General features: G+C 69.0%; 16 protein-coding genes and 1 pseudogene. 5 read left to right on the forward strand and 12 right to left on the reverse strand.

What is annotated here, in order from left to right:
- Nucleotides 1-52 precede the first annotated feature (52 nt).
- Together hmgA and fahA are read left to right on the forward strand one after the other, a co-directional pair.
- Entirely contained in the window at nt 53-1,339 is a 1,287-nt protein-coding gene (gene hmgA, locus PKB_RS21865) for a homogentisate 1,2-dioxygenase (RefSeq protein ID WP_043254464.1), read from the forward strand.
- 5 nt (nt 1,340-1,344) lie between these two features.
- A complete protein-coding gene (fahA, locus tag PKB_RS21870; RefSeq protein WP_043254466.1) occupies nt 1,345-2,649 on the forward strand; it encodes a fumarylacetoacetase in 1,305 nt (434 codons plus the stop codon).
- Nucleotides 2,650-2,748: 99 nt separating this feature from the next.
- Here fahA and copD read toward each other — a convergent pair whose 3' ends face one another.
- From copD to PKB_RS21885, 3 genes are all read right to left on the reverse strand, one after another.
- The gene (gene copD / locus PKB_RS21875) at nt 2,749-3,609 is read right to left on the reverse strand and encodes a copper homeostasis membrane protein CopD (protein ID WP_043254468.1); all 861 of its coding nucleotides are present in this window, start codon (nt 3,607-3,609) and stop codon (nt 2,749-2,751) included.
- Between the two features lie 30 nt (nt 3,610-3,639).
- Nucleotides 3,640-4,005 carry a copper homeostasis periplasmic binding protein CopC gene (gene copC, locus PKB_RS21880; protein WP_043254470.1) on the reverse strand — a complete coding sequence of 122 codons (366 nt, stop codon included), beginning with the start codon at nt 4,003-4,005 and terminating at the stop codon, nt 3,640-3,642.
- Between the two features lie 208 nt (nt 4,006-4,213).
- A complete protein-coding gene (locus PKB_RS21885; RefSeq protein WP_043254472.1) occupies nt 4,214-5,077 on the reverse strand; it encodes an SDR family NAD(P)-dependent oxidoreductase in 864 nt (287 codons plus the stop codon).
- A gap of 168 nt (nt 5,078-5,245) precedes the next feature.
- On the opposite strand from PKB_RS21885, the gene PKB_RS21890 reads away from it, so the two are divergent.
- Nucleotides 5,246-5,935, forward strand: coding sequence for a Crp/Fnr family transcriptional regulator (locus tag PKB_RS21890; RefSeq protein ID WP_084166700.1), 690 nt, complete (start codon nt 5,246-5,248; stop codon nt 5,933-5,935).
- A gap of 92 nt (nt 5,936-6,027) precedes the next feature.
- Here PKB_RS21890 and PKB_RS21895 read toward each other — a convergent pair whose 3' ends face one another.
- The 8 genes and pseudogenes from PKB_RS21895 to PKB_RS21930 form a co-directional block, all read right to left on the reverse strand.
- On the reverse strand, nt 6,028-7,275 hold the full coding sequence (locus tag PKB_RS21895) for an RNA polymerase sigma factor (RefSeq protein WP_156958062.1): 1,248 nt from the start codon (nt 7,273-7,275) through the stop codon (nt 6,028-6,030).
- A 9-nt stretch (nt 7,276-7,284) separates the two neighbouring features.
- A complete protein-coding gene (locus PKB_RS21900; RefSeq protein WP_043254474.1) occupies nt 7,285-7,713 on the reverse strand; it encodes a YybH family protein in 429 nt (142 codons plus the stop codon).
- Nucleotides 7,714-7,735: 22 nt separating this feature from the next.
- Nucleotides 7,736-8,518 (reverse strand): DUF899 domain-containing protein, encoded by a 783-nt coding sequence (locus PKB_RS21905; RefSeq protein ID WP_197539235.1) that lies wholly within the window; start codon nt 8,516-8,518, stop codon nt 7,736-7,738.
- 213 nt (nt 8,519-8,731) lie between these two features.
- Nucleotides 8,732-9,103, reverse strand: a complete 372-nt coding sequence (locus tag PKB_RS21910; protein WP_043254476.1) for a YciI family protein — start codon at nt 9,101-9,103, stop codon at nt 8,732-8,734.
- A gap of 119 nt (nt 9,104-9,222) precedes the next feature.
- The gene (gene recD, locus PKB_RS21915; protein WP_043254477.1) at nt 9,223-11,256 is read right to left on the reverse strand and encodes an exodeoxyribonuclease V subunit alpha; all 2,034 of its coding nucleotides are present in this window, start codon (nt 11,254-11,256) and stop codon (nt 9,223-9,225) included.
- Nucleotides 11,253-14,951, reverse strand: coding sequence for an exodeoxyribonuclease V subunit beta (gene recB, locus PKB_RS21920; RefSeq protein ID WP_043254479.1), 3,699 nt, complete (start codon nt 14,949-14,951; stop codon nt 11,253-11,255). Before recB ends, recD begins: the two co-directional genes overlap by 4 nt.
- A pseudogene (recC, locus tag PKB_RS21925) lies at nt 14,948-18,449 on the reverse strand (exodeoxyribonuclease V subunit gamma). Before recC ends, recB begins: the two are co-directional and overlap by 4 nt.
- 159 nt (nt 18,450-18,608) lie before the next feature.
- Nucleotides 18,609-19,508 carry a LysR substrate-binding domain-containing protein gene (locus PKB_RS21930; protein ID WP_043254480.1) on the reverse strand — a complete coding sequence of 300 codons (900 nt, stop codon included), beginning with the start codon at nt 19,506-19,508 and terminating at the stop codon, nt 18,609-18,611.
- Between the two features lie 138 nt (nt 19,509-19,646).
- On the opposite strand from PKB_RS21930, the gene PKB_RS21935 reads away from it, so the two are divergent.
- Nucleotides 19,647-20,249: a glutathione S-transferase family protein gene (locus PKB_RS21935; protein WP_043254482.1), complete on the forward strand. Its 603-nt coding sequence runs from the start codon at nt 19,647-19,649 to the stop codon at nt 20,247-20,249.
- 822 nt (nt 20,250-21,071) lie between these two features.
- Nucleotides 21,072-22,202: an HPP family protein gene (locus PKB_RS21940; RefSeq protein WP_052355359.1), complete on the forward strand. Its 1,131-nt coding sequence runs from the start codon at nt 21,072-21,074 to the stop codon at nt 22,200-22,202.
- Here the strand turns inward: PKB_RS21940 and PKB_RS21945 are convergent.
- Nucleotides 22,199-23,062, reverse strand: coding sequence for a LysR family transcriptional regulator (locus tag PKB_RS21945; protein ID WP_043254483.1), 864 nt, complete (start codon nt 23,060-23,062; stop codon nt 22,199-22,201). The two genes, PKB_RS21940 and PKB_RS21945, sit on opposite strands and share 4 nt — an antisense overlap.
- Nucleotides 23,063-23,074: the final 12 nt, after the last annotated feature.

Raw genomic sequence — 23,074 nt, forward strand, 5'->3', positions numbered from 1 at the left:
CCGGTTCAAATTACGTTATTCGTAATTCGATTACAAAAACAACGAGGTCGCCATGCCCGTCGAATCCCTCACCTACCTGCCCGGCTTCAACAACCAGTTCAGCAGCGAGGCCATTCCCGGCGCCCTGCCCCACGGGCAGAACTCGCCGCAGCGGGTGCCTTTCGGCCTCTATGCCGAGCAACTCTCCGGCACCGCCTTCACCGTGCCGCGCAGCGAGGCCCGGCGCACCTGGCTGTACCGCATCCGCCCGTCCGCCGCGCACCCGCGCTTCGAGCGCCTGGCGCGGCAGATCCCCGGCCGCGAGATCGGCCCGGTGAACCCCAACCGCCTGCGCTGGAACCCGCATGAAGTGCCGGCCGAGCCCACCGACTTCCTCGACGGCCTGCTGACCCTCGCCGCCACCGCCGATGCCGAGCAGGCCAGCGGCGTCAGCGTGCACCTGTACCGCGCCAACCGTTCGATGGACCGGGTGTTCTTCGACGCCGACGGCGAGCTGCTGATCGTCCCGCAACAAGGCCGCCTGCGCCTGGCCACCGAACTCGGGCTGCTCAACATCGAGCCCCTGGAAATCGCGGTAATCCCGCGCGGCATGAAGTTCCGCGTCAAACTGCTCGACGCCACGGCCAGCGGCTACATCTGCGAGAACCACGGCGCCGCGCTGCGCATCCCCGACCTCGGCCCGATCGGCAGCAACGGCCTGGCCAACCCGCGCGACTTCCTCGCCCCGGTGGCGCACTACGAAGACATCGACGCCCCCGTGCAGCTGGTGCAGAAGTTCCTCGGCGAGCTCTGGGCCTGCGAACTGGACCACTCGCCGCTGGACGTAGTGGCCTGGCACGGCAACCACGTGCCCTACAAGTACGACCTGCGCCTGTTCAACACGATCGGCACGGTCAGCTACGACCACCCGGACCCGTCGATCTTCACCGTGCTGACCTCGCCCAGCGACACCCACGGCATGGCCAACGTCGACTTCGTGATCTTCCCGCCGCGCTGGATGGTTGCCGAGAAGACCTTCCGTCCGCCGTGGTTCCACCGCAACCTGATGAACGAATTCATGGGCCTGCTGCTCGGCGCCTACGACGCCAAGGCCGACGGCTTCGCCCCGGGCGGCGCCTCGCTGCACAACTGCATGAGCGCCCACGGCCCGGACAACGCCAGCACCGTGCAGGCCATCGCCGTCGAGCTCGCGCCGCACAAGATCGAAAACACCATGGCCTTCATGTTCGAGACCGGCCGCGTGCTCCGCCCGAGCCGCTACGCTCTCGAGAGCCCGCAACTGCAGCGCGACTACGACGCCTGCTGGAGCGGCATGGCCAAGACCTTCCAGAGGAACTGATCGACATGACCCAGGCAGACACCCGCAAGAGCTGGATCGCCTCCGCCAACGGCCACCCCGACTTCCCCCTGCAGAACCTGCCGCTGGGCGTGTTCAGCACGGCCGGCGGCACGCCGCGCGGCGGCGTGGCCATCGGCGAGCACATCTTCGACCTCAAGGTGGCAGCCGATGCCGGCTTGTTCACTGGAGAAGCCAAGCACGCCGCCGCAGCCGCCAGCGGCGCCAGCCTCAACGCCTTCTTCGCCCTGGGCGCCGGCCCCCGCCGCGCCTTGCGCGAACAGCTGCAGGCGATGCTCGCCGAAGGCAGCGAGCACCAGGTCGCGCTGGAAGTGATGGGCGACTCGCTGCTGCCGCTGCAGATCGACTGCCAGCTGCAGCTGCCGGCGCAGGTGGGCGACTACACCGACTTCTACGTCGGCATCCACCACGCCAACAACGTCGGCCGGCTGTTCCGCCCGGACAACCCGCTGCTGCCCAACTACAAGCACGTGCCCATCGGCTACCACGGCCGCGCCTCCACCGTGGTCGCCTCCGGCTGCGAAGTGCGCCGTCCCAACGGCCAGACCCTGGCGCCGGGCGCCGAGGCGCCGAGCTTCGGCCCGAGCAAGCGGCTGGACTACGAGCTGGAGCTGGGCATCTGGATCGGCCAGGGCAACGCCATGGGCGACGCCATCGCCATCGGTGCGGCCGAGCAGCACGTGGCCGGCTACTGCCTGCTCAACGACTGGTCGGCGCGCGACGTGCAGGCCTGGGAATACCAGCCGCTCGGCCCCTTCCTGGCGAAGAACTTCGCCACCAGCGTATCGCCCTGGGTGGTCACCGCCGAAGCCCTCGCACCCTTCCGCAAGGCCCAGCCGGCGCGCCCGGAAGGCGACCCCCAGCCGCTGCCCTACCTGATGGACGCCAACGACCAGGCCCACGGCGCCTTCGACATCCAGCTGGAAGTGCTGCTGCTGACCCCGGCCATGCGCAAGCACGGCAGCGCGCCCGTGCGCCTGGCGCTGAGCAACACGCAGAACATGTACTGGACGGTGGCGCAGATGGTCGCGCACCACAGCGTCGGCGGCTGCAAGCTGCAACCGGGCGACCTGTTCGGCTCCGGCACCCTCTCCGGCCCGCAACCGGATGCGTTCGGCAGCCTGCTGGAGAGCACCTTCGGCGGCAAGCAGCCGATCGAGCTGCCCGGCGGCGAACAGCGCACCTTCCTGCAGGACGGCGACGAAGTGATCTTCCGCGCCTGGTGCGAGCGCGAAGGTTATCCGCGCATCGGCTTCGGCGAATGCCGTGGAGTCATCCTGCCGGCGCGTTGAAGCTCTGCCCGGCATTGCTTTTCGTAGGAGCGAGCTTGCTCGCGAACAGCCCCGCTGCGGAGTCGGTTCGCGAGCAAGCTCGCTCCTACAAGAGCATTTCTACCCCGCCGGGGACAGCGTCCCCAAAAGCGAAACCGCCGCCACCGCGGCCACCCCGCACGCCCACTCCAGCAACACGCTGCGCCGCAGCGCCAGCAGGTGGCGTTCACGGAAGGCCAGCGCCACGCGGTTGAGCAGCGCCAGGGCAAGCATGCCCGCCACCAGCAGCAGCTTGAGGGTCAGCACTCGGCCGAAGGTCGAGGTGCGCGGGTCCGGCCATTGCCCGACCAGCGCCCAGACGTTGACCAGCCCGCTCGCCGCTACGCCCGCCACCAGCAGATAACCGACACCGCTGAAGCGTCGCAGTGCCTCGGCATGGGTCGAGTCCGGCGCGCGATACAGCAGTGCCGCGAGCAACAGCAAGCCGCCGAGCCAGGCGCCGGCGCAGAGCAGGTGCAATCCCTGGTTGAACATCAGGCCGATGCCGGCCCAACCATCGAGCATGGCGCCGTGGCCGACCGGGGCAAGGCTCGCCAGCAGCGCGCCGCCAAGCAGCGGACGCAGCGGGTTGTCCGCCGACAGCGGCAGGCACAGCGCGACGAGCAGCGCGGCGTTGGCCGCCAGGTGCCAGGTCCACACCTGGCCGAAGAAGGTTTCCCGCAGCACCAGGCCAAGCGTCGACGGATCGAGCATGGCGGACCAGTCGCCCGCCATGCTCGCTGCCACCAGGCCCAGCCAGGCCAGCCCGCTGAACAGCGCCAGCAAGGCAGCAGGGCGTTGCCAGCCGAGCAGGCGTCCGTCCAGCGCCGCCAGAACGGCGGGCTCCTGGCGACGCAGCACGGCGCGGAACAGCGAGACGCCGAACAGCGTCAGCGCCAAAGTCAGGTGCAGGAAGCGACAGAAGACCAGGGCGTCATCCATGGCGGCTGCGCTCCGCCACGACAGCGAGGATCAAGGTGCGACCTTGAAGCCGTAATGGCCCTCGCTCTTGTGCGTGTCCACCGACACCGCGTGCCACTCCACCGAATAGCCGCCGGCCGGCAGCGGCTGGTCGAAGGTCACCACCAGCACCTTGGCGTTGCCCGCCTCGGTAGCGAGGCCGGCAACCTTGACCGGCTGGCCGTCGGCGCCCTTGACCAAGACCTTGGTGAACTTCGCCTCGACACCTTCGGAGAAGGTCAGGCGCAGCTCCTTGGGCACGCTGGCGGTGCTGTCGGCCGCCGGGACTTCCGTCTTCAGGTGGGCATGGGCGAACACTACCGGAGCATTCAGCACGGCGAGCAGGCTGAGGGTGGCGAGCAGGGAGGATTTGCGCATGACGGGGCCTCGGCAGGAAAAAGTCGGCCGCGAGCTTACCAGCCCAGGTGCGCTCCGGGCATTCGTAGGATGGCGTTGAGCGAAGCGAAACCCATGCGGACCGAAGGTGGGTGCTCTGCAGTTCCCCCCCGTCACAGCATGGGGTTCGCAGGCTCCCCCCATCCTACGTTCCCCTCCGTCATCCCCGCGAACGCGGGGACCCAGCCCTTCAGCCCTGCAGGCGTTGAACGTCACCCGGATCGATGGAAGCGCCGGCGCCCAGCTCCTCGCGCTGCTTCGCCAGGCGCGCGCCTTCCTGGGCGGTCAGGGCGAAGAGTTTCTCCGCGTCGGCCTGGCGCAGCTGCAGCGCCAGCTTCTCCATGCCTTCGGCGACCACGATGTCGTGCTGCCGCGCGGCGAGGCCGGCGAGGATGGTCTGCGCGGCGACCGCCGGGTCGATGCCGTTGTCGATGTTGGTGTCGGAGCGGCCGCGCTGCGAGCCGTTGCCCTCCAGCGAGTTCTGTGCAATGGCGGTGCGCACCGAGCCCGGCAGGATCACGCTGACGCCGATGCCGTAGGCCGCCTCCACTTCCGCGCGCAGCGCCTCGAAGTAGCCAACCACCGCATGCTTGGCGCCGCAGTAGCCGGTGCGCAGCGGCGCGCCGACCTTGCCGGCCACCGAGCTGACCACCGCGAGCTGGCCACCGCCCTGCTCCACCAGGCGCGGCAGCAGCGCCTGGGTCAGGGCCACGGGCGCGAGGTAATCGACTTCCATCAGCTGGCGATAGACCGCGAGATCGGTGTCCAGCGCCAGGCTGCGCTGGCTCACGCCGGCGTTGTTCACCAGCAGGTCGATGCGCCCGCGCCAGGCCCAGGCCTGCTCGACCAGCGCCGGCAGGCGCGCATAGTCGGTGCTCTCGAAGGGCAGCACGAAAGTGCGCTGCGGGGCACGCTCGGCGAGGGCCTGCAGGGCCTCGACGCGACGACCGGAGAGGATCACCTCGGCCCCCTGTTCCAGCAGCGCCAGTGCCAACGCCTCGCCGATACCCGACGAAGCCCCGGTGATCCAGACAACCTTGGCGGCATGACTCATCTTGTTGTTCTCCTAGGCCGGGCGGGCACACGGGCGGCCCGCGGTGTCACGCAGGCTAGGCCGGCATGCCGCGCGAAACTGCCTGAAACCCGACAATTGCGTCGCCCTTGCGCCGCTCGGGCGAGGCGGTCAAAGTGCTGCGATTCCCTGCCCGATCCCGCCCCTCCCATGAGCGATCTCGACCCGCTGCTGCAGCAACTCTGCGCCAATTCCTGGTTCGCCGGCCTGTCCCCGGCCGTGCGCCAGACGCTGGCCAGCGAGGGCCACCGGCAGCGCCTGCACGCCGGCGAATACGTGTTCCGCCAGGGCGACCGCGGCGGGCATTTCCTCACCCTGCTGCGCGGTTCGCTGAAGGCCTCGACCCTGCGCGAGGACGGCAAGGAAGCGATACTCGCCGTGCTCGAACCGGGCCACTGGTTCGGCGAGGCCTCCATGCTCGACGGCCTGCCGCGCAGCCACGACGTGATGGCCACGCGCGACAGCGAGGTGCTCGGCATCGACCAGGCGACCTTCGACCGGCTGATGCTCGACAACGGCTTCGCCCGCGCCATCTGCGTGCTGCAGGCGCAGCACACGCGGCTGGTCTATCGCCTGCTGGAAGACAGCATGCTGCGCTCCACTCGTGCACGCATCGTCAGCCGCCTGGAGCAACTCGCGCGCGGCGACGGCAGCCTCGACGGCGCGCAACGCAACACCGTGCGCATCAGCCAGGACCAACTGGCGATGATGCTCGGCATCAGCCGCCAGACGCTTTCCCTGGAGCTTCGCGAACTGGTCGGCGCCGGCGCCCTGGAGCTGGGCTACCGGCAGCTGCGCATCCTCTCGCTGGAGAAACTGAGGGCGCTGGCGCAGGAGTGATGGCGTTGCCGGTCGCCCCAAGGTTCGCGAGCAAGCTCGCTCCTACGAAGAGCCGGCTTCACCTGTAGGAGCGAGCTTGCTCGCGAACCGCCTCAGTCCAGCTCGCGCAGACGCTGTTCGAGAAAGCGCTGCTCCGGCTCCAGGCGAGTCAGCGCCAAGGCTCGCTCGTACGCCGCGCGCGCCTCGCCGTTGCGCCCCAGCCGGCGGCAGAAGTCGGCGCGGGTGGCGTGGGCCAGGTGGTAGTCGGCCAGCTCGCCGCTGGCGAGGATCGCGTCCACCGCCGCCAGGCCCGCCTCGGGACCGTCGCGCATGGCCAGGGCCACCGAACGATTGAGCGCCACCACCGGCGAGGGCTGCATCCGCAGCAGCGCGTCGTACAACTCGACCATGCTCGCCCAGTCGGTGCTCGGCAGATCGGCAGCCTCGGCGTGCAGCGCAGCCAGCGCCGCCTGTAGCGTGTAGGGGCCGAACCGGCGGCTGGCCATGGCCTGGCCGATCAGCAGGCGACCCTCGGCGATCAGCGCGCGATCCCATAACGAGCGGTCCTGGTGCTCCAGCAGTACCAGTTCGCCCTGCGCATCGGTGCGCGCGGCGCGCCGTGATTCCTGCAGCAGCATCAGCGCCAGCAGCCCCATCACTTCCGGCTCAGGCAGCAGTTCGAGCAGTTGCCGCCCCAGGCGGATGGCTTCGGCCGACAGGTCGCCCCGAGTGAGCGATTCGCCGCTGGAGGCCGCATAGCCCTCGTTGAACACCAGGTACATCACGCGCAATACGCTGGCCAGGCGCTGCGGCAGCTCGGTCGGCTCCGGCACCTGGTAGGGGATGCGCGCGTCGCGGATCTTCTGCTTGGCGCGGACGATGCGCTGGGCGATGGTCGCCGGCTGCGCGAGGAAGGCGCGGGCGATCTCCTCGGTGCGCAGGTCGCAGACCTCGCGCAAGGTCAGCGCCACCTGCGCATCGGCGGCCAGCGCCGGGTGGCAGCAGGTGAACACCAGGCGCAGGCGGTCGTCTTCCAGGCCTTCGTACTCCTCGGTTTCTTCCTCGGCGTCCAGCTCCAGTTGCTGGGCGATCTGCTCCAGCGAGGCGTTGAAGCGGGCCCGCCGACGCAGATGGTCGATGGCCTTGAAGCGCCCGGCGGACACCAGCCAGGCGCGCGGATTTTGCGGCACGCCATCGCGCCGCCACTGCTCCACGGCGGCGGCGAAGGCGTCGTGAAGCGCTTCCTCGGCGCGGTCGAAATCGCCGAGCAGGCGGATCAGCGTGGCCAGCACCCGCCGCGAGTCGCGCCGGTAGATCGCATCCACCTGGTCGCGCAGCGGGCGCGGCTCGTAGTCATGCATGCGAACGACTCACGGCTTGGCGTCGAACAGTGGTTGTCCGCTCTGCATGTCGAAGGGAATGGAGAAATGCTCGTGGACGATCCGCCACTCCCCCGCCGTCCGCCGCAGACCGAAGCTGACACGCACCCAGGACGCCTTCTCCACGCCCTGTTCATCCTTGCCGCCGCAATACGCGAGGTAGTGGCCGAAGGCGATATCGCCGCCCTGCTCGACCGCCAATTGATGGCGCTCGAACACGCCCTGCTGGCAGGCGTTCAGCGAAGCGCGCCATTGCTCCGCGTAGGCCTCGATGCCGACGAACTGCAGCTTCGCCACCGCATCGAAGGCCAGCACGTCGCTGCTGTAGTGGCTGACGATACGCTCGAGATCGGCGGCCTTCACCGCCTCCAGCCAGCCGTCCAGCAGGCGCTGGATGGCCGGGTCGATGGAACTTTGCATGGGGGTTCCCTCCGTGCTCGGTTCAGGACGCGCAGCAACTGTGCGGCGGCTCCTGTTGCCCGTAGCGATCATGGTAGCGGGTCCACTGCAGGCCCAGGCCATCGAGGTCGGCCATGCCGCCCCAGCCCTCGCCGCGCCCCAGCGGCGTGAGGTCGAGCAGGTGGTAGGTGAACATCAGCGACTCCAGCCCGCGACCGTAGGTGGAATAGCTGTGGTAGACCTTGTCGCCGTCGCGCAGGAACACGCTCAGCCCCGGCTGCTCGCCCTGCACGTGATAGGTCTGGCCGAGGCGCTCCAGCTCCGCCTTGTCGCGGTAGTTGTATTCCACCGGGGCGATGCTCTCGTCGTTGCTGACGTGGAAGTCGTAGTTGAAGTCGCTGCCGAACGACGACACCCAGGGGAAGCGCCAGCCCATGCGCGCCTTGAACGCGGCGAACTCCTCCAGCGGTGCGCGCGAGACCATGGCGAAGCTGGTGCCGCGGGCGTGCAGGTGCTCCAGGCGGCCGATGTTGTCGATCAGGAACGAGCAGCCCTCGCAGCCCTCGGCGCGGTCGCGGTGGAACATGAAGTGGTAGATCACCAGCTGCGGCCGGCCCTCGAACAGTTCGAGCAGGCGCAATGGGCCGTTGGCGCCTTCGAAGCGGTAGTCCTTGTCGATCCGCACCAGCGGCAGCTGGCGCCGCTCGGCGGCCAGGGCGTCACGCGCATGGGTGGCCGCGCGCTCCTTTTCCCACAGGCGCTTGCGCGCCAGCAGCCATTCCTCGCGAGAGACCACGGGCGGCAGGCTGAAATTGTCGATTCTCATGCGACTTTCTCCTCTTCGGCGTTGGATGTGCGCGACCGACGGCGCCCGGCAAAGGCGACGAAACCGCCGGCGGACAGGGCGCCGGCTAAAGCCAGGCCCAGGGCGGACAGACACAAGGGGCACATGGCGTGACCTCCCTTTCGAGCGCCCGCGCAGCCGTCGCGGACACCGGTTCGACCATCACCGCGAGCGGCTGGATGGCCCGGAACGCCTTCAGCCCAGGGTGGCGAAGTGCTCTTCCCAATCGCGGATCGGCCGCACCTCGATGGCACCCAGGCGGCCCGGCGGAATCTTCGCGGCGATCTGGATGGCTTCGTTGAGGTCGCGCGCCTCGATCATGTAGAAGCCGCCGAGCTGCTCGCGGGTCTCCGCGAAGGGCCCGTCGGTGATCGAAAGCTGGCCATCGCGATGGCGCAGGGTGGTGGCGCACTCGACCGACTGCAACGCCTCGGCGGCGAGGAACTTGCCGCTCTCGCGCAGCTGCTGCTCGTAGGTCAGGCACTCGTCCACCACCGCGCGATAGTCATGCAGCGGCATGCGGGTGGCGACTTTCTCGTCGACGTAGATCAGGCACAGGTATTTCATCTTCAGGCTCCTTGGCGGCGACTGGGTGGCAGATACCTATAGTCGTCGGCGAGGCAGCGGGATCGACAGCGGGTCGGAAACCGACCCGGTCGGCAGACGAACGGTCGAAACCGTGGGCTTCAGTCCCCCGCTTCCAACAATCCGCTGGCCCGCTGCACCCGGCGCTGGATCGCCGACTCCAGCACCCACTGGCCGCGCCCGGCGCTGGCCAGGCTGAACCAGCTGCGCGCGCGGGTGATGCCGGTGTAGACCAGCTCGCGGGTGAGGATGGGGTTGAGCGCGTCGGGCAGCACCAGGGCGGCGTGGGTGAACTCCGAGCCCTGGGACTTGTGCACGGTCATGGCGAACACGGTTTCCACCGCCTGCAGGCGGCTGGGCAACACCCACTTGATGCCGCCCTTGCCGTCGGCGAAGGCTACCCGCAGCGCCCATTTCAGCTCGCCGTCCTGCTCGCGCGGCAGGGCCAGGGTGATGCCGATGTCGCCGTTCATCAGGCCCAGGCCGTAGTCGTTGCGCGTCACCAGCAGCGGGCGACCGAGGTACCAGGGGCCGCTCGCCTGGATCAGCCCCTCCCCCTGCAGCAGCTCGGCGATGCGCAGGTTCAGCCCTTCCACGCCCCAGGGACCGCGACGCAGGGCGCAGAGCACCTGGAACTGGCCGTGGGCTTCGAGCACGCGCTGGGCCCAGGTGTCGAATGCATCCTGCCCGGCGTGCAGTGGTGGCTGGCCGTCGCGCAGCAGTTGCAGGTAATGCCGATAGCCTTGCGGCGGCGCCACGCCTTCGCGGCCCGCAGCGTTCAGGAAGAAACGTCCGCCGCCGTCCACCACCAGCTCGCGCAGGCTGCGCGCGTCCTTGGCGTCGAGCGCCAGCCGCGCGAGATCGGCGTAGCCGCGTTCCCAGACCGTGCGGCTGGCCTCCACATCACCGGCATTGACCGCCTCGGCGAGCTGGCCAATGCCACTGGCCGAGCTGAAGCGATGGCTGTGGCGGAGCATGGCCACCGCCTGGTCGAGCGCGAGGCCCTGGGCGTCGAGCAGCGCGTCGTCGATGCGCTCGCCGCTGACCTGCTCCAGCCAGTCGCGCGTCGCGCCCTGGTAATGCCCTTCGCGCGCCCGGCTGCACAGCTCGCCGAGCACCGCACCGGCTTCCACCGAGGCCAGCTGGTCCTTGTCGCCGAGCAGGATCAGCCGCGCCTTGGCCGGCAGCGCGCCGAGCAGCGCGGACATCATTTCGAGGTCGACCATCGACGCCTCGTCCACCACCAGCAGGTCCAGCGCCAGCGGGTTGCCGGGGTGGTGGCGGAACTGGCGACTGTCCGGCCGGCTGCCGAGCAGGCGGTGCAGCGTGGTCACTTCCGTGGGAATGTGTTCGCGCAGCCCTTCGCCGCCGGGTAGGCCATCGAGTTCAAGTTTTTGCACTGCCCCGGAGATGGATTCGTTCAGCCGCGCCGCCGCCTTGCCGGTCGGCGCGGCCAGGCGGATGCGCAGCGGGCGCGCCGACGCCAGGCTCTGCAGCAGCGCCAGCAGGCGCACCACCGTGGTGGTCTTGCCGGTGCCCGGGCCGCCCGTGACGATGCCGAAGGCGTTGCCGGCAGCCAGTGCGCAAGCGAGTTTCTGCCAGTCCGCCGGAGCCCCTTCCTCCTTCGGGAAGAGCGCATCGAGCGCCTGGCGCAATGCATCGACCGGCAGGGCCGCGCGCAACTCTTTCGAACGCGCGAGGCGCTGGTCGATACCGGCGCGCACTTCGCGTTCGTATTGCCAGTAGCGCCGCAGGTACAGGCGCGGACCGGCCAGCACCAGCGGCGTGACGCCTGCGCCCTCGCCCACCAGGCGCGGGTCGGCCAGCGCGGCCTGCCAGCCGGCCAGGTCGAGGCCGTCGAGCAGCTCGCCCGGCAACGTGAGCGGTGTGCCTTCCAGCTCGCCATCCGGCGGCAGCGACAAGGCGAAGCGGCTGTCGGCCAAGGTCGCCTCCAGGTCCAGGCACACATGGCCGCGACCGAGTTGGTGGCTGGCCAGGGCCGCGGCGAGAATCAGCCGCGGCTCGGCGTCGGGCGCCTGCTCGACGAGGAAGGCCGCGAAGGCGCGGTCCAACTCGCGCAGCCAGCCGCGTTCGGCCCACTGGCCGAGCAGTGCGAGAAGGGCTTCGAGGCTCATGCCGACACCTCCTCGACGCGACGGCTGAACAGCGCTTCCAGCGCCTCCATCAGCGCCTTCGGCGGCCGTTCATGGAACACGCCGCGCGCACCGCCGCGCAGGAACAGGTAGAGCGCGCCGCCAACGTGGCGGTCGTAGTCGTAGTCCGGCAGCCGCGCCTTGAGCAGGCGATGCAGGGCGAACAGGTAGAGCGCGTACTGCAGGTCGTAGCGATGCTCCAGCACCGCCCCGCGCACGGCTTCGGCGGTGTAGGCACTATCGTCGGGGCCGAGCCAGTTGGATTTGTAGTCGGCCACGTAGTAGCGCCCCTCGTGTTCGAAGACCAGGTCGATGAAGCCCTTGAGCATGCCGTTGAGCTGGGTCGGCTGCAGCGCCGGACGCGGCGCACCAGGCAGGACATGGGCACGCACGGCAGCATCCAGGCGAGTGCTGTCGGCGGCATTCACGGCGAACCAGAACTCCATTTCCTTCTGGTAGGTGGCCAGCCCGGCGAGGCGCACGGGCGATGCTTCCGGCTGCGGGAATTCGAGCTGCAGCCAGGCCGGCAGCCACTGGCTCAGCGGCTCGATCCAGGCTTCCCAGCCGCGCAGCTGGCAGCGCCGGGCGATCAGATCACGCAACGCTTCGGGATCATTGGCGACGGCATCGAAGCCTTCGTCGGCGGCCCACTCCAGCAGGCCGTGGAGGAAGCTGCCGGGGTTCGGTCCACGCGGGAAGGCGTGCAGGCTGCCGGCGGCCGGCGCGCTTTGCGCGAGTTCCGCCGCAGCCGTGTCGGCATCGCCTTCGCGCAGGGTGGCCTCCTCGGCGCTGATCGGCTCGCTCGCGGGCTCGGGTGCGTCGCCTTCCGGGTCGAGGGTGGCCAGCGCCGAATAGCTGGCGATCCACCACTTCTCCGCCACCCGCCGCAGCGGTTCGCGGGCCTGGCCGAGCAGCCCGGCGCGGGTCTCGTCGTAGGCGGTGAGGTCGATTTCCGGCGCCGCCTCGATGCGGATGCCGGCGCAACCGGCCGCCACTGCGGCGAGGCTCGCGTCAAAGTTGTCCAGGGCGATGGCCGCGCCGCCGCCGAGCAGGTAGCCGAAGGCGCCCTTGTGCAGTTCCGGGTTCTTCGCGTTGCCGCTCACCAGCGGCGCCACGCCGAGCCACAGGGCGTGGCGCGCGCGGGTCAGGGCCACGTAGAGCAGGCGCATGTCCTCGCCCAGGCGTTCGTCGTTGGCCAGCTTGTAGGCCGCGTCGGCGAGGTCCTTGCCGCGCGCCAGTTCGATCACCTTGCCCTCTTCTCCCTGGTAGCTCGGCGGCGTCGTGCCCTTGCCGTCCAGTTCCTTCCAGCTGCAGATGAAGGGCAGCAGCACCAGCGGGTATTCCAGGCCCTTGGATTTGTGGATGGTCACCACCTTGATCAGGTCGGCGTCGCTTTCCAGGCGCAGGATTTCCTCGCTCGACGGGCTCGCCAATTGCTCGGCCAGCACCCGCAACAAAGCATGCTCGCCATCCAGCTCGGCGGCCTCGCGCTGCAGCCATTCGGCGAGGTGCAGCAGGTTGGTCAGGCTGCGCTCGCCATCGGGTTGCTGCAGCAGGCGCGCCGGCAATTCGAACTCGGCCAGCAGGCGGCGCAGCATCGGCAGCACGCCCTGCTGTTGCCAGAGCAGGCGGTAGTCGCGGAAGCGCATGAGCATGCCTTCCCAGAACTGTTCGTCCTGGTTCAGCCGCTCCAGGCTCTCCCAGCCCAGGCCGAGGCTGCGGGTAGCCAGGGCGACGCGCAGCAGCGCGTCGTTGCCCGGGTCGGCGCAGGCGCGCAGCCAGTGCAGCAGATCGACAGCCTCGGCGCTGTCGAACACCGAATCGCGGTCGGACAGGTAGACGCTGGCCAACCGCCGCGCGGCCAGTTCGTTTCGCACGGCTTCGGCCTCGCTGCGGCCGCGCACGAGGATGGCGATGTCCGCCGGGCGCAACGCGCGGCCGGTGCCATCAGCCTTGTAGAGCCCGGCGCGGCCTTGCTGGGCCAGGCTCAGCCAGTCGCGGATGGCGCTCGCGGTGCGCGCGGCCATCTGCTCGCGGTAGAACCGGCTGCCGACCACCTGGCCGTCGTTACCCAGGCTCCAGAAGGTCAGCGCGGACACCTCCGCGCCGTCGATCAGCAAACGCTCGCTGCGGCCCTTGGCGGCCACCGATTGGAACGGCACAGGGTTGCCGGCCTCGCTGGCGAAGCGGAAAGCCGCGCGCTCGTGGCCTTCGGCGTAGGCGAAGCAGTGGTTCACTGCCTCGACCACCGCCTCGGTCGAGCGATAGTTGGTGCCCAGGGTGTAGTGCCGGCCTTCGGTTGCTGCGCGGGCGCGCAGGTAGGTGTGGATATCTGCGCCGCGGAAGGCGTAGATCGCCTGCTTGGGGTCGCCGATCATGAATAGGCCCCCCCGCTTTTCTGGAGGACAGTCGCGCGGGTTTTCGGCGATCCGGTAGATGCGCTCGAAGATGCGGTACTGCAGCGGGTCGGTGTCCTGGAACTCGTCGATCAGCGCCACCGGGAACTGCTGGCGGATGCGCTCGGCCAGGTGCTCGCCGCCGGCGCCAGCCAGGGCGCGGTCGAGGCGCACCAGCAGGTCGTCGAAGCCCAGTTCGGCGCGCTTCTGCTTCTCCGCTTCGAGGGCGCGGCCGACTTCGCCGAGGGCGTGCAGCAGCAGTTGCGGAGCGATGTCGGGTTGCTGCTCGCTGGCATCCAGCAGGCTGTCGATGGCCAGCAATGCGGGGTGTTCGGGCACGACCGTCTTGGCCTTCACCTTGATCCGCGTCTGGCCGAAGCGGACCAGGTTTTCCGGGGCGTCGCCGCCTTCGCTCCAGGCCTCCAGGGCCTGCAGCCAGCCGCTGAAGACTTCGTCGTCGTCCTTGTTGCGATAGCTGTTGCCGTTGAGCTGCGGGCGCAGGTCGATCAGCAGTTGGCGCAGTCCGTCCTTGTCAGTGGACCAGGCATTTCGAGCCTGTTGCTCCAGCTCGTCGAGACGCGCGAAAAAGGCGCCGGTTTCCTCCAGCAGCTCACGCAGCGAACCCGGGGCACTGAGCGGCTGGTCGGCATAGCGGAAGTCGGCTTCCTGCTGCGCCAGTAGCGGTTGCAGGAGGCGGCACAGCGCTTCGGGGCCGCCCTTGTAGATGTCGCCGACCACCTTCGCTGCCGGCGCCGGCAGCGGGTAGAAGTTGCGCCGCCAGTAATCGCGCACCACCTCCGCGAGCAACTCGCTCTGGTCGGTGATCAAGTCCTGGGTGAACAGGCTGCCGCTGTCGAAGGCGTGCTCGCGGAGCATGCGGTAGCACCAGCTGTGGATGGTCGAAACGGCCGCCTCGTCCATCCATTCCGCAGCCAGGCGCAGCAAGCGCGCGCAACCGGGCCAGCGGTCCTCGGGGTAGCTACTGCGCAGTTCGACCAGCAGCGGATCGTGCGCCAACGCCGGCTCTGCGAAGCAGTTGGCAGCCTCGCCCAGGCGCGCGCGGATACGTTCGCGCAGCTCTTGAGTCGCGGCGTCGGTGAAGGTCACCACGAGGATTTCCGGCGGGCTCAAAGGCCGCCCGAACGCCAGCTCGCCGCCGTGGTCGAGCACCAGGCGCAGGTACAGCAGGGCAATGGTGAAGGTCTTGCCGGTGCCGGCGCTGGCCTCGATCAGCCGGCTGCCGTGCAGGGGGAATTCCAGGGCGCGCAGTTCGCGGCTCATTGACCTTGCTCCTCGTCGTCGCGGCGTTGCAGCAGCTGGTACAGCGGGCCGTAGAGGGTCTCGGCCCAGGTGGCGAACTCGCCGCTCTCGGCCAGGCTGGCGAAGTCCGGGTAGACCCGCGCCAGGGCGGGCGACGACGCGGCTTCGCCACTCATGCCGAAGCCGCCGTCGTAGCGCTTGGCCGCTTCGCGAGCGGCCTTCTCTTCGTCGTCGCCGCCGCTCAACCAGCCGAAGGCTGCCTTGCCGGCCACCGGCAGTGGTCTGCGGAGACCTTCGAGCCATGCACCGATCAAGGTGTTCAGATGGCCGCGCGCGACTTCGGCGGCCAGCGGCGGCAGTTCCAGGGTGCCGGTCTGGCTGACCAACAGGCTGCGCACGGGCGTACCGCACAGCTGCAGGCCGAGGTGCCGAACCCATGGGCGCACCAGGCTGTGCCACTTGTAGCCACGGCCTTCATGCAACTTGCCGCTGACCAGTTGCACGCTGGCCCACTGGCCGTCGGCGTTGCGGCGCAGGCCGCCGAGCCAGTCTTCCAGCTTCACGCCGGCATGTTCATGGGCGAGCTCGCGCTGGCCTTCCTCGGCTTCGCTCCAGTGCTCCAGCGCGTCGCGGTAGCGGCCCAGCAATTCGCTCAACGGCTTGCTCAGCTCGCGGGCGGAGAAGGCGCCGACCGCCGCCAGCGGCAGGCGCCCTTCGCCGCGCAGGCGGCTGAGTTGCTGGTCGATGCGCGCGGGCAAGGCTTCACCCTCCCATTCGCTTTCGACCCAAGGGCGCAGCCGCTCGCAGAGTTCGAACTGCAGTTGCCAGGTCTGCAGGCCGTCGAGGGCGAAGGCTTCCTCGTCGTGGCCGGTCAGGTCCTCTTCGGCGAAGCGCACCTTGAGGCGCTGCAGGAAGAAGGCGTTGACCGGGTTGGCGAGGAAGTCGCCCAGCACGCGCAGGCCGATGGGCGTGTCCGGCAGGTATTCGGACAAGGGCGCCTCGGCCTGTTCGGCGAGCGCTTCGTCGCGATGCACTTCGCGCCACTCGCGGGCGTAGGTGTAGAGACCGTCGATGCCTGTAGAGCCCGTCGATGCCTCCGCCCGCCTGTTCGAAATAGCGGCGGCTGAAGGGTTGCAGCGGGTGTTCGGTGGTCAGCGCATGCAGCAGCGCCTGGCCGTCGCCGGCTTGCCCGGGCAGCGACCAGCCGGCGGCCAGGTGGTCGCGTAGCTGGCCGATCAGCACCGAGGGCGCGCGCTCGCTGTTGTCGCGGATGCTCTTGCCGACCCAGCTGACGTACAGCTGGTCGCGCGCCGAGAGCACGGCTTCGAGCAGCAGGTAGCGGTCGTCCTCGCGCCGCGAACGGTCGCCGGGGCGGTAGTCGTTGCGCATCAGGTCGAAGTCCAGCGGCGGTTGCTGGCGCGGGTAGTCGCCGTCGTTCATGCCGAGCAGGCAGACCAGGCGGAACGGAATGGCGCGCATCGGCATCAGGGTGCAGAAGCTCACCGCGCCTGCCAGGAAGCGCTGGTTCAGGCCACCGCCGTCGAGGCCGCCGAGCCAGGCTTCGCGCACCACCGAGAGTGGCAGCGGTTCGGCGAAGGCGGCGTGGCCGCAGGTTTCCAGCCAGCGCTCGAGCAGTTGCAGGAGTTGCTGGCGGAGCAGTTCGTCATGCTCGTCGCGGGTCAGGAAGAAGTCGCCCAGCAGCTTCTGCAGGCGCTTCGACCAGTCCTGCGGCGTGGCCGGTTCAGCGAGGCTTTCGCAGGTGTCGGCCAGGCGTTGCAGCAGGTTGGCCAGCGGGCCGAGCACCGCCGCATCGAGGCCGCCGATCTCCGAGTAAGGCTGGATACCCTGGAAGGCCTCGCCCTCGCCCACCGCAAAGCCGAGCAGCATGCGGCGCAGGCCGAAACGCCAGGTGTTGGCTTCGGCGGCCGCGGGCAGGCCGAGGGTTTCCCGCTGCTCGCCATCCAGGCCCCAGCGCACGCCGGCGCCGTCGATCCAGCGGCGCAACAGCGGCAGGTCGACCTCGTGAATGCCGAAGCGCGCACGCAGGGCGCCGACGTCGAGCAGGTCGAGGATCTCGCTCACCGCGAAGCGGCTGTCGGGCAGCTGCAGCAAGTGTTCGAGCGCCACCAGCAAGGGCTCGCGGCCACGCTGGCCCTGGTCGGCCAGGGTGTAGGGAATGAAGCGGCGATCGTCGCGGCCGAGCTGGCCGAACACCGCCTGGATGTGCGGCGCATAGGCATCGACGTCGGGGAGCATGACGATGACGTCGCGCGGGCGCAGCGTCGGGTCGGCATCGAAGCGCGCCAGCAACTGGTCGTGCAGTACCTCCACTTCACGTTGCGCGCTGTGCGCCAGGTGGAAGCGCACGGAGCGGTCCCGAGCTGGATCGACCGCCGGCCAGTGTGCGCGACTCTCAGCCAGAGGACGCAGTTCGAGGATGTCGTCCTGCAGCTGGCCGAGCAGGTGCGCGGGCTGTTCCTCGCTGAACAGGTCGATGCGCCCGCCGCTGACTTCGCCGAAGCGGTTGCGGTAGCTCGCCGGGTCGTCGTACTGGTCGAGCAGGTTGATGTAGTCGCGGCCCTGCTTGCCCCAGGCGGCCAGCAGCGGCTGGGCGTACTGGTGTTGCAGGTCGTCGTCGAGTTGTAGCGGCACGCCGGGGCGGCGCTGCTGGCGGCGGTACTCGTGGCGCAGCAGGTCCTTGTCGGCAACGATGTCGGCCCAGTGGTGGCGGCAGGGGTTGTGCACGCAGAGCAGCACCTGCGCGACTTGCGACAAGGCGGCCAGCGCCTCGACGGTCTGCGCCGGCATGGCGGAGATGCCGAACACCACCACGCGGCGCGGCAACCCCTTGGGCGGCGCGCCTTCGCGCAGGCGTTCGAGGAAGCGCCGATGCACCCCGGCGCGGCTGCCGGCCAGGCCGTCTTCACCGACTTCTTCGAGCAGCGCGCGCCATAGCGCGGCTTGCCAGCGCTCGTCGGCATCCAGATCACGCAGGCCGCCGCTGGCGGTGCGCAGCTGGTCGCGGCCTTCGCTCCAGTCTTCCAGCCAGTCGGCGCGGTAGACCTGGTACTGGTCGAACAGGTCGGCCAGGCGCTCGGCCAGCTGATAGCGCTTGCGCAGGTCGGCGTCGTCGGCGAGGAAGCGGCGCAGGGCGTGGAATTCCTCGCGCTCCAGCAGGGTCGGCAGCAGGCGCATGAGGCGCCAGGTGAGCGGCGCCTTGTCCAGCACCGAAACCTCGGGCACCGCCTCCTTGCCCAGCGCGCCGCGATAGGCCTGCCAGAGGAACTGCGCGGGCAATTGCACGTCGAGCGCGGCGGTGATGCCACAGCCACCGTCGGCAACATCGCGGCCCAGCGCCAGCTTCAGCCACTGGGCGATGCCGTTGCTCTGCACCAGGATGGTCTCGCTTTCCAGCGGCGCCAGCGGGTAACGCGCCATCCAGGCCACCAGCAGGTCGCGCAGCGCCTCCGGGTGGTTGCCATGGATGACCATCAGGCCGGGGCTCAGGGCTTCGCTCATCGTTTCTTCCTATCTCTGGAGCGCGGGTGGGGATTTTCCACTGGGTGGGCATTCTAGCGGGGGCAGCAGTCCTGTAGGAGCGGACCTTGTCCGCGATCGCGGGCATGGCCCGCTCCTACAGGGTGGCATCGGCGCACGGTCTTTCGCGGATGGGATCCGCTACAGCGGTTGGCGCTCGGGGTTCAGGTAGAGGTCCACCTGCTCCGCCAGCCATTCGGCGAACAGCTCGACCTTGGCCTGCACCGCCTCGCGCTGCGGCCAGACCAGCCAGTAGGGATAGGCATAGGGCGCGCGCACTTCGCTCAGTTGCACCAGTTCGCCGCGACTCAGGGCGCCCGCCACCAGGCTGCGGCGTTCGATGGTCACGCCCAGGCCGAGGCGCAGGGCCTCGACCACCAGGTTGGAATCGTTGGCAGTGAATACGCCGTCTCCCTTGGGCAGTGGCACGCCCGCCGCCTGGCACCACGGCAGCCAGGATTCGAAGCCGTGGATCAATGGGCCGGCGAGGATTTCCGCCGGGGTTCGCGGCAGTCGTCCACCGTTGAAGTGCGGCGCGCAGACCGCCACCAGTTCGTCGTCGAACAGGCGCTGCTGGGCCAGCCCCTCCCAGTGCCCCTGGCCGATGCGCACGGCTGCGTCGGCCAGGCCCTGGCGCAGGTCGATGACCTCCAGGCTGGCCAGCAGGCGCAAGCGAAACTGTGGATAACGCTCGCGGAACGACGGCAGGCGCGGCAGCAGCCATTGCTGGCCGAACGACGGCAGCACGGCGATCACCAGCTCGCCCTCGCTGGGCCGGGCGCGAGCCAGGCGGGTCGCCTCGGCGATGTCACGCAGCGCGCGACGCACCTGCAGGGCATACAGCCGGCCCTCCTCGCTCAGGCGCAAGCCACGGCCCTCGCGCTGTAGCAGGGTGATGCCGAGCAGCTCTTCGAGCTGACGCACCTGCTGGCTCACCGCCGAGTGGGTGACATGCAGTTCGGCAGCCGCCAGGGTCACGCTGCCCAGCCGGGCGACGGCCTCGAAACTGCGCAGCGCGGAAAGCGGTGGATAGGCGCTCATGTAAGTTTTTCTAACCAATGCAGTTATTAATCATCGATTTTTCCGCCCCTGAGGAACGGCTAGATTTGGCACTAACAGCGGGTTAGCCGGCCAATCCCCGCAAACGGACCATGTAATCTCCAATAACAGGAAGCCCTCATGCAACTGATCGGAATGCTCGACTCGCCCTACGTTCGCCGCGTGGCCATCAGCCTGCGCCTGCTGGATATCGACTTCAGCCATCGCTCGCTCTCGGTGTTCCGCCACTACGAGGAATTCCGCGCGATCAACCCGGTGGTGAAGGCGCCGACCCTGGTGCTCGACGACGGCCAGGTGCTGATGGATTCCAGCCTGATGATCGAGCTGCTGGAGCACCAGGCCGGGCGCAGCCTGATGCCCGCCGAACCGGCGGAGCGGGTGCGCGCCACGCGCTTGCTGGGCCTGGCCCTGGCGGCTTGCGAGAAGGCCGTGCAGATGTACTACGAACTGCAGCGCGCCGAGGGCCGCCGCGACCCGGACTGGTTCGCCCGCGTCGATCAGCAACTGCGCGCAGCCTGCACCGGCCTGGAGCTGGAACTGCTAACGCAACCGCTGCCGCGCGACGGGCGCATCGACCAGGCGGGCCTGAGCATCGCCGTGGCCTGGCGCTTCATCCAGCTGGTGCACGCCGAGCGCATCGCCGCCGGCGACTATCCGGGGCTGGCCAAGTGGTCGGCGTATGCCGAGACGCTGGAGGCGTTCAAGGCGTTTCCGCCGGTTTGAAATTACGCGCCGTGATGCGTAGCTCGTCGTAGGAGCGAGCTTGCTCGCGAACCTGATTCCGCGCCGATCTTCCAACTCGTCTTCCCCACGAACGCGGGACAGCGCTTGCGCAGAACGCGCTTTAGCGCGGCCCGAAGGGCGAGCGGAGCGAGTCATCCAGAAACGTCTTGTGTGGTGTAGCGCGCCGCTTTGGCGTGTTCGGACGTTTCTTGTTTCGCCCCCTCGGGCGACCCACTTTGGCAAACGGTGGGACGCCACCCCGGCCCAAAGTGGGCAAAGGTCTTGTCCCGACATACGGGTCCGGCGGAGCCGGACTTCCCTCGCACATCCCCACGCACCCGGAGGCCCGCCCCGACAGTACGTCCCTGTACTGGTCGGGGCTTTTGCGACATCCATGTCGCGCAACCTCCTCTGCGCGGGCTTTGCTCGGCCTTCTGTAAGGGGCGCTCCGGTGCGCGCGGATGTTTCGCTGGAAGACCTATAGACGAGAGCCAGAGCCGCGGGACGGCTCTTGTAGGGCCAATAACCCCGAAGGGGTTATCCGCCGCGCATAACCGCGAACGGTTGTGCGCCCTACGGGCCAATCCGCCCTCACAGTGCAAAATTTTTGCACTTAACCAGCAGCAACATTCATTGGATGCAATGCAGGCACCTGCCTAGCATGGGCGCCATCCGCCCTGGCGCGGATGCCGTTCCATCGACTTTCCAGGAAGCGCTCGCCGGATTCCGCCCCTCTGAGGGCGTTGCCAGGTGGCGCCCGAGTGCCATGCAAGCTTTGACTGCCCTGAGTTTCGGCCGCGCCCGTGGTGGCGAGGTGCCGAGTTGATTTCCGCTGCCTTTTCCACCTGGCTTCGGCGCCTGGCGCCTTGTGCCGGGCCATCTTCCAACCGTGAGTGGCTGCGCGCCGTGCTCGGCTGTGGCCTGGCGCTGGGCCTCAGCATGCCTTTCTGCGCCTGGCTGTTCGGCGTCGACTCCGTGCTGCGCGTCGGCCCGCCGCTGGCGGCTTCCGCCCTGCTGGCCATCGCCGTGCCTTCCAGCCCGCTGGCGCAGCCTTGGTCGCTGCTGGGCGGCAACCTGGTGGCGGCGCTGGTCGGCTTGCTGGTCGGCCACTGGCTTGGCCACAGCTGGCCGCAGGCTTCGCTGGCAATGGCCCTTGCCGTGTTCTTCATGCTCGGCCTGCGCTGCCTGCATCCGCCTAGCACCGCCATGGCCTTCAGCCTGTGCCTGGGCGGCCCACTGGTGGATCAGCAGTTGCTGCATCTTCTGCTGCCAGTGGCCGTGGGCTCGCTGACGTTGATCGGCCTGGCGCTGCTCTACAACAACCTCACTCGCGCACCCTACCCTCGCCAGTTGGTGGCGCCAGCGAGCAATCCGCACCACACCCGCGACCCGCTGCCCGGCGAGCGTCTGGGGTTCCGTAGCGATGATCTGGAGCAAGCCCTGGCCAGCGTCGGCGGCTTCGTCGACGTCACCCGCGACGACCTGGAGCGCCTGCTCCACGTGGCCGAGAAGCACGCCAGCGAACGCCTGCTCGGCGGCATCACCGCGAAGGACATCATGTCCCGCGACATTCGCTCGACCAGCCCGGACGCGCGCATCGAGCAGGCCTGGACGCTCCTGGACTCCCACCACCTGAAGGCCCTGCCGGTGCTCGACCGCGGTCGCCTGGTGGGCATCCTCACCCTCAGCGACCTGTTCCGCGGCCAGCGCCGCCTGAGCTCGCCGTTCGGCCAGCGGGTGGGCAACCTGATGACGCACAAGGTGCAGACGCTGCGGGCTGACGCGCCGCTGCCGGAACTGATCGAGCGGCTGTCCGACCAGGGCTGGCATTGCCTGCCGGTGCTCGACGAGAAGGGACAACTGGCCGGTATGCTCAGCCAGAGCGACCTTATCGCCGCCTTCCGCCACCTCTGGCTGCAGCCAGCGGCGGAGCCGCAGCGGATGGCGGTCTAGGTTTCGTAGTCCCAGCGCTGCGACCAGTCGATGTCTTCCGCGACAACTTCGCGCAGCACGGCGAAGGCTCGCTGCAAGGCCGGGGAGTCCTTGTCGCGCGAGTACACGAGGTAGGTCGGGAAGATGAATTCCGGGGCCTGTGGCACACGTTCGAGCACCCCGGCCTGCAGGTAGCTGTGCACCACCCGCGTGCGGAAGTAGCCGCTGCCGCCGCACTGCAGCATGTACTGCAAGGCCAGCGGACCCAGGCTGAAGCTGCTCGCGCCGTGCGCCCGCTCCGGCAGCGCGGCATCGTGCTGGCGGCGGAATTCCGGGCCCCAGTCGATATAGAGATAGGGCTCGGGCTGCTGGGCCGAACGCACCAGGATCAGCTTCTCCTCCAGCACCTGCTCCACCTGCATGCCAGGCCAGTAGTCCGGGCGGTAGACCAGCGCGGCGTCGAGCAGGCCCTGCCCGAGTTGTTTCTGCAATTGCTCGCCGCTGCCGATCTCGACGTGCAGCGCCAGGGTCGGCATCTGCCGGCGCAGGCGCACCGTCCAGCCGAGCATCAGCGGATTGCACAGGCTCAGTTCGCCGCCGATGCTCAGCACCTCGCGGAAGCCATCGGGTAGCGGCAGGTCGCGGCGCGCCGCCTCCCAGGTACGCACCAGCTGGTCGGCGTAGCCGAGGAAGCGCTCGCCCTCGGCGGTCAACCTTGCGCCGGCACGGCTGCGCTGGAACAGCCGGCAGCCGAGCTGCGTCTCCAGGTTGCGCACCCGCGCGGTGACCGTCGTCTGGGTCACGTGCAGGCGCTCGGCGGCAGCAACGAAGCTGCCGTAGCGGGCGATTTCCAGGAAGGTGCGCGCGAGATCGATGTCCATGGGCAGGCCGGG

The organism is Pseudomonas knackmussii B13, assembly GCF_000689415.1.
Classification (GTDB): domain Bacteria; phylum Pseudomonadota; class Gammaproteobacteria; order Pseudomonadales; family Pseudomonadaceae; genus Pseudomonas; species Pseudomonas knackmussii.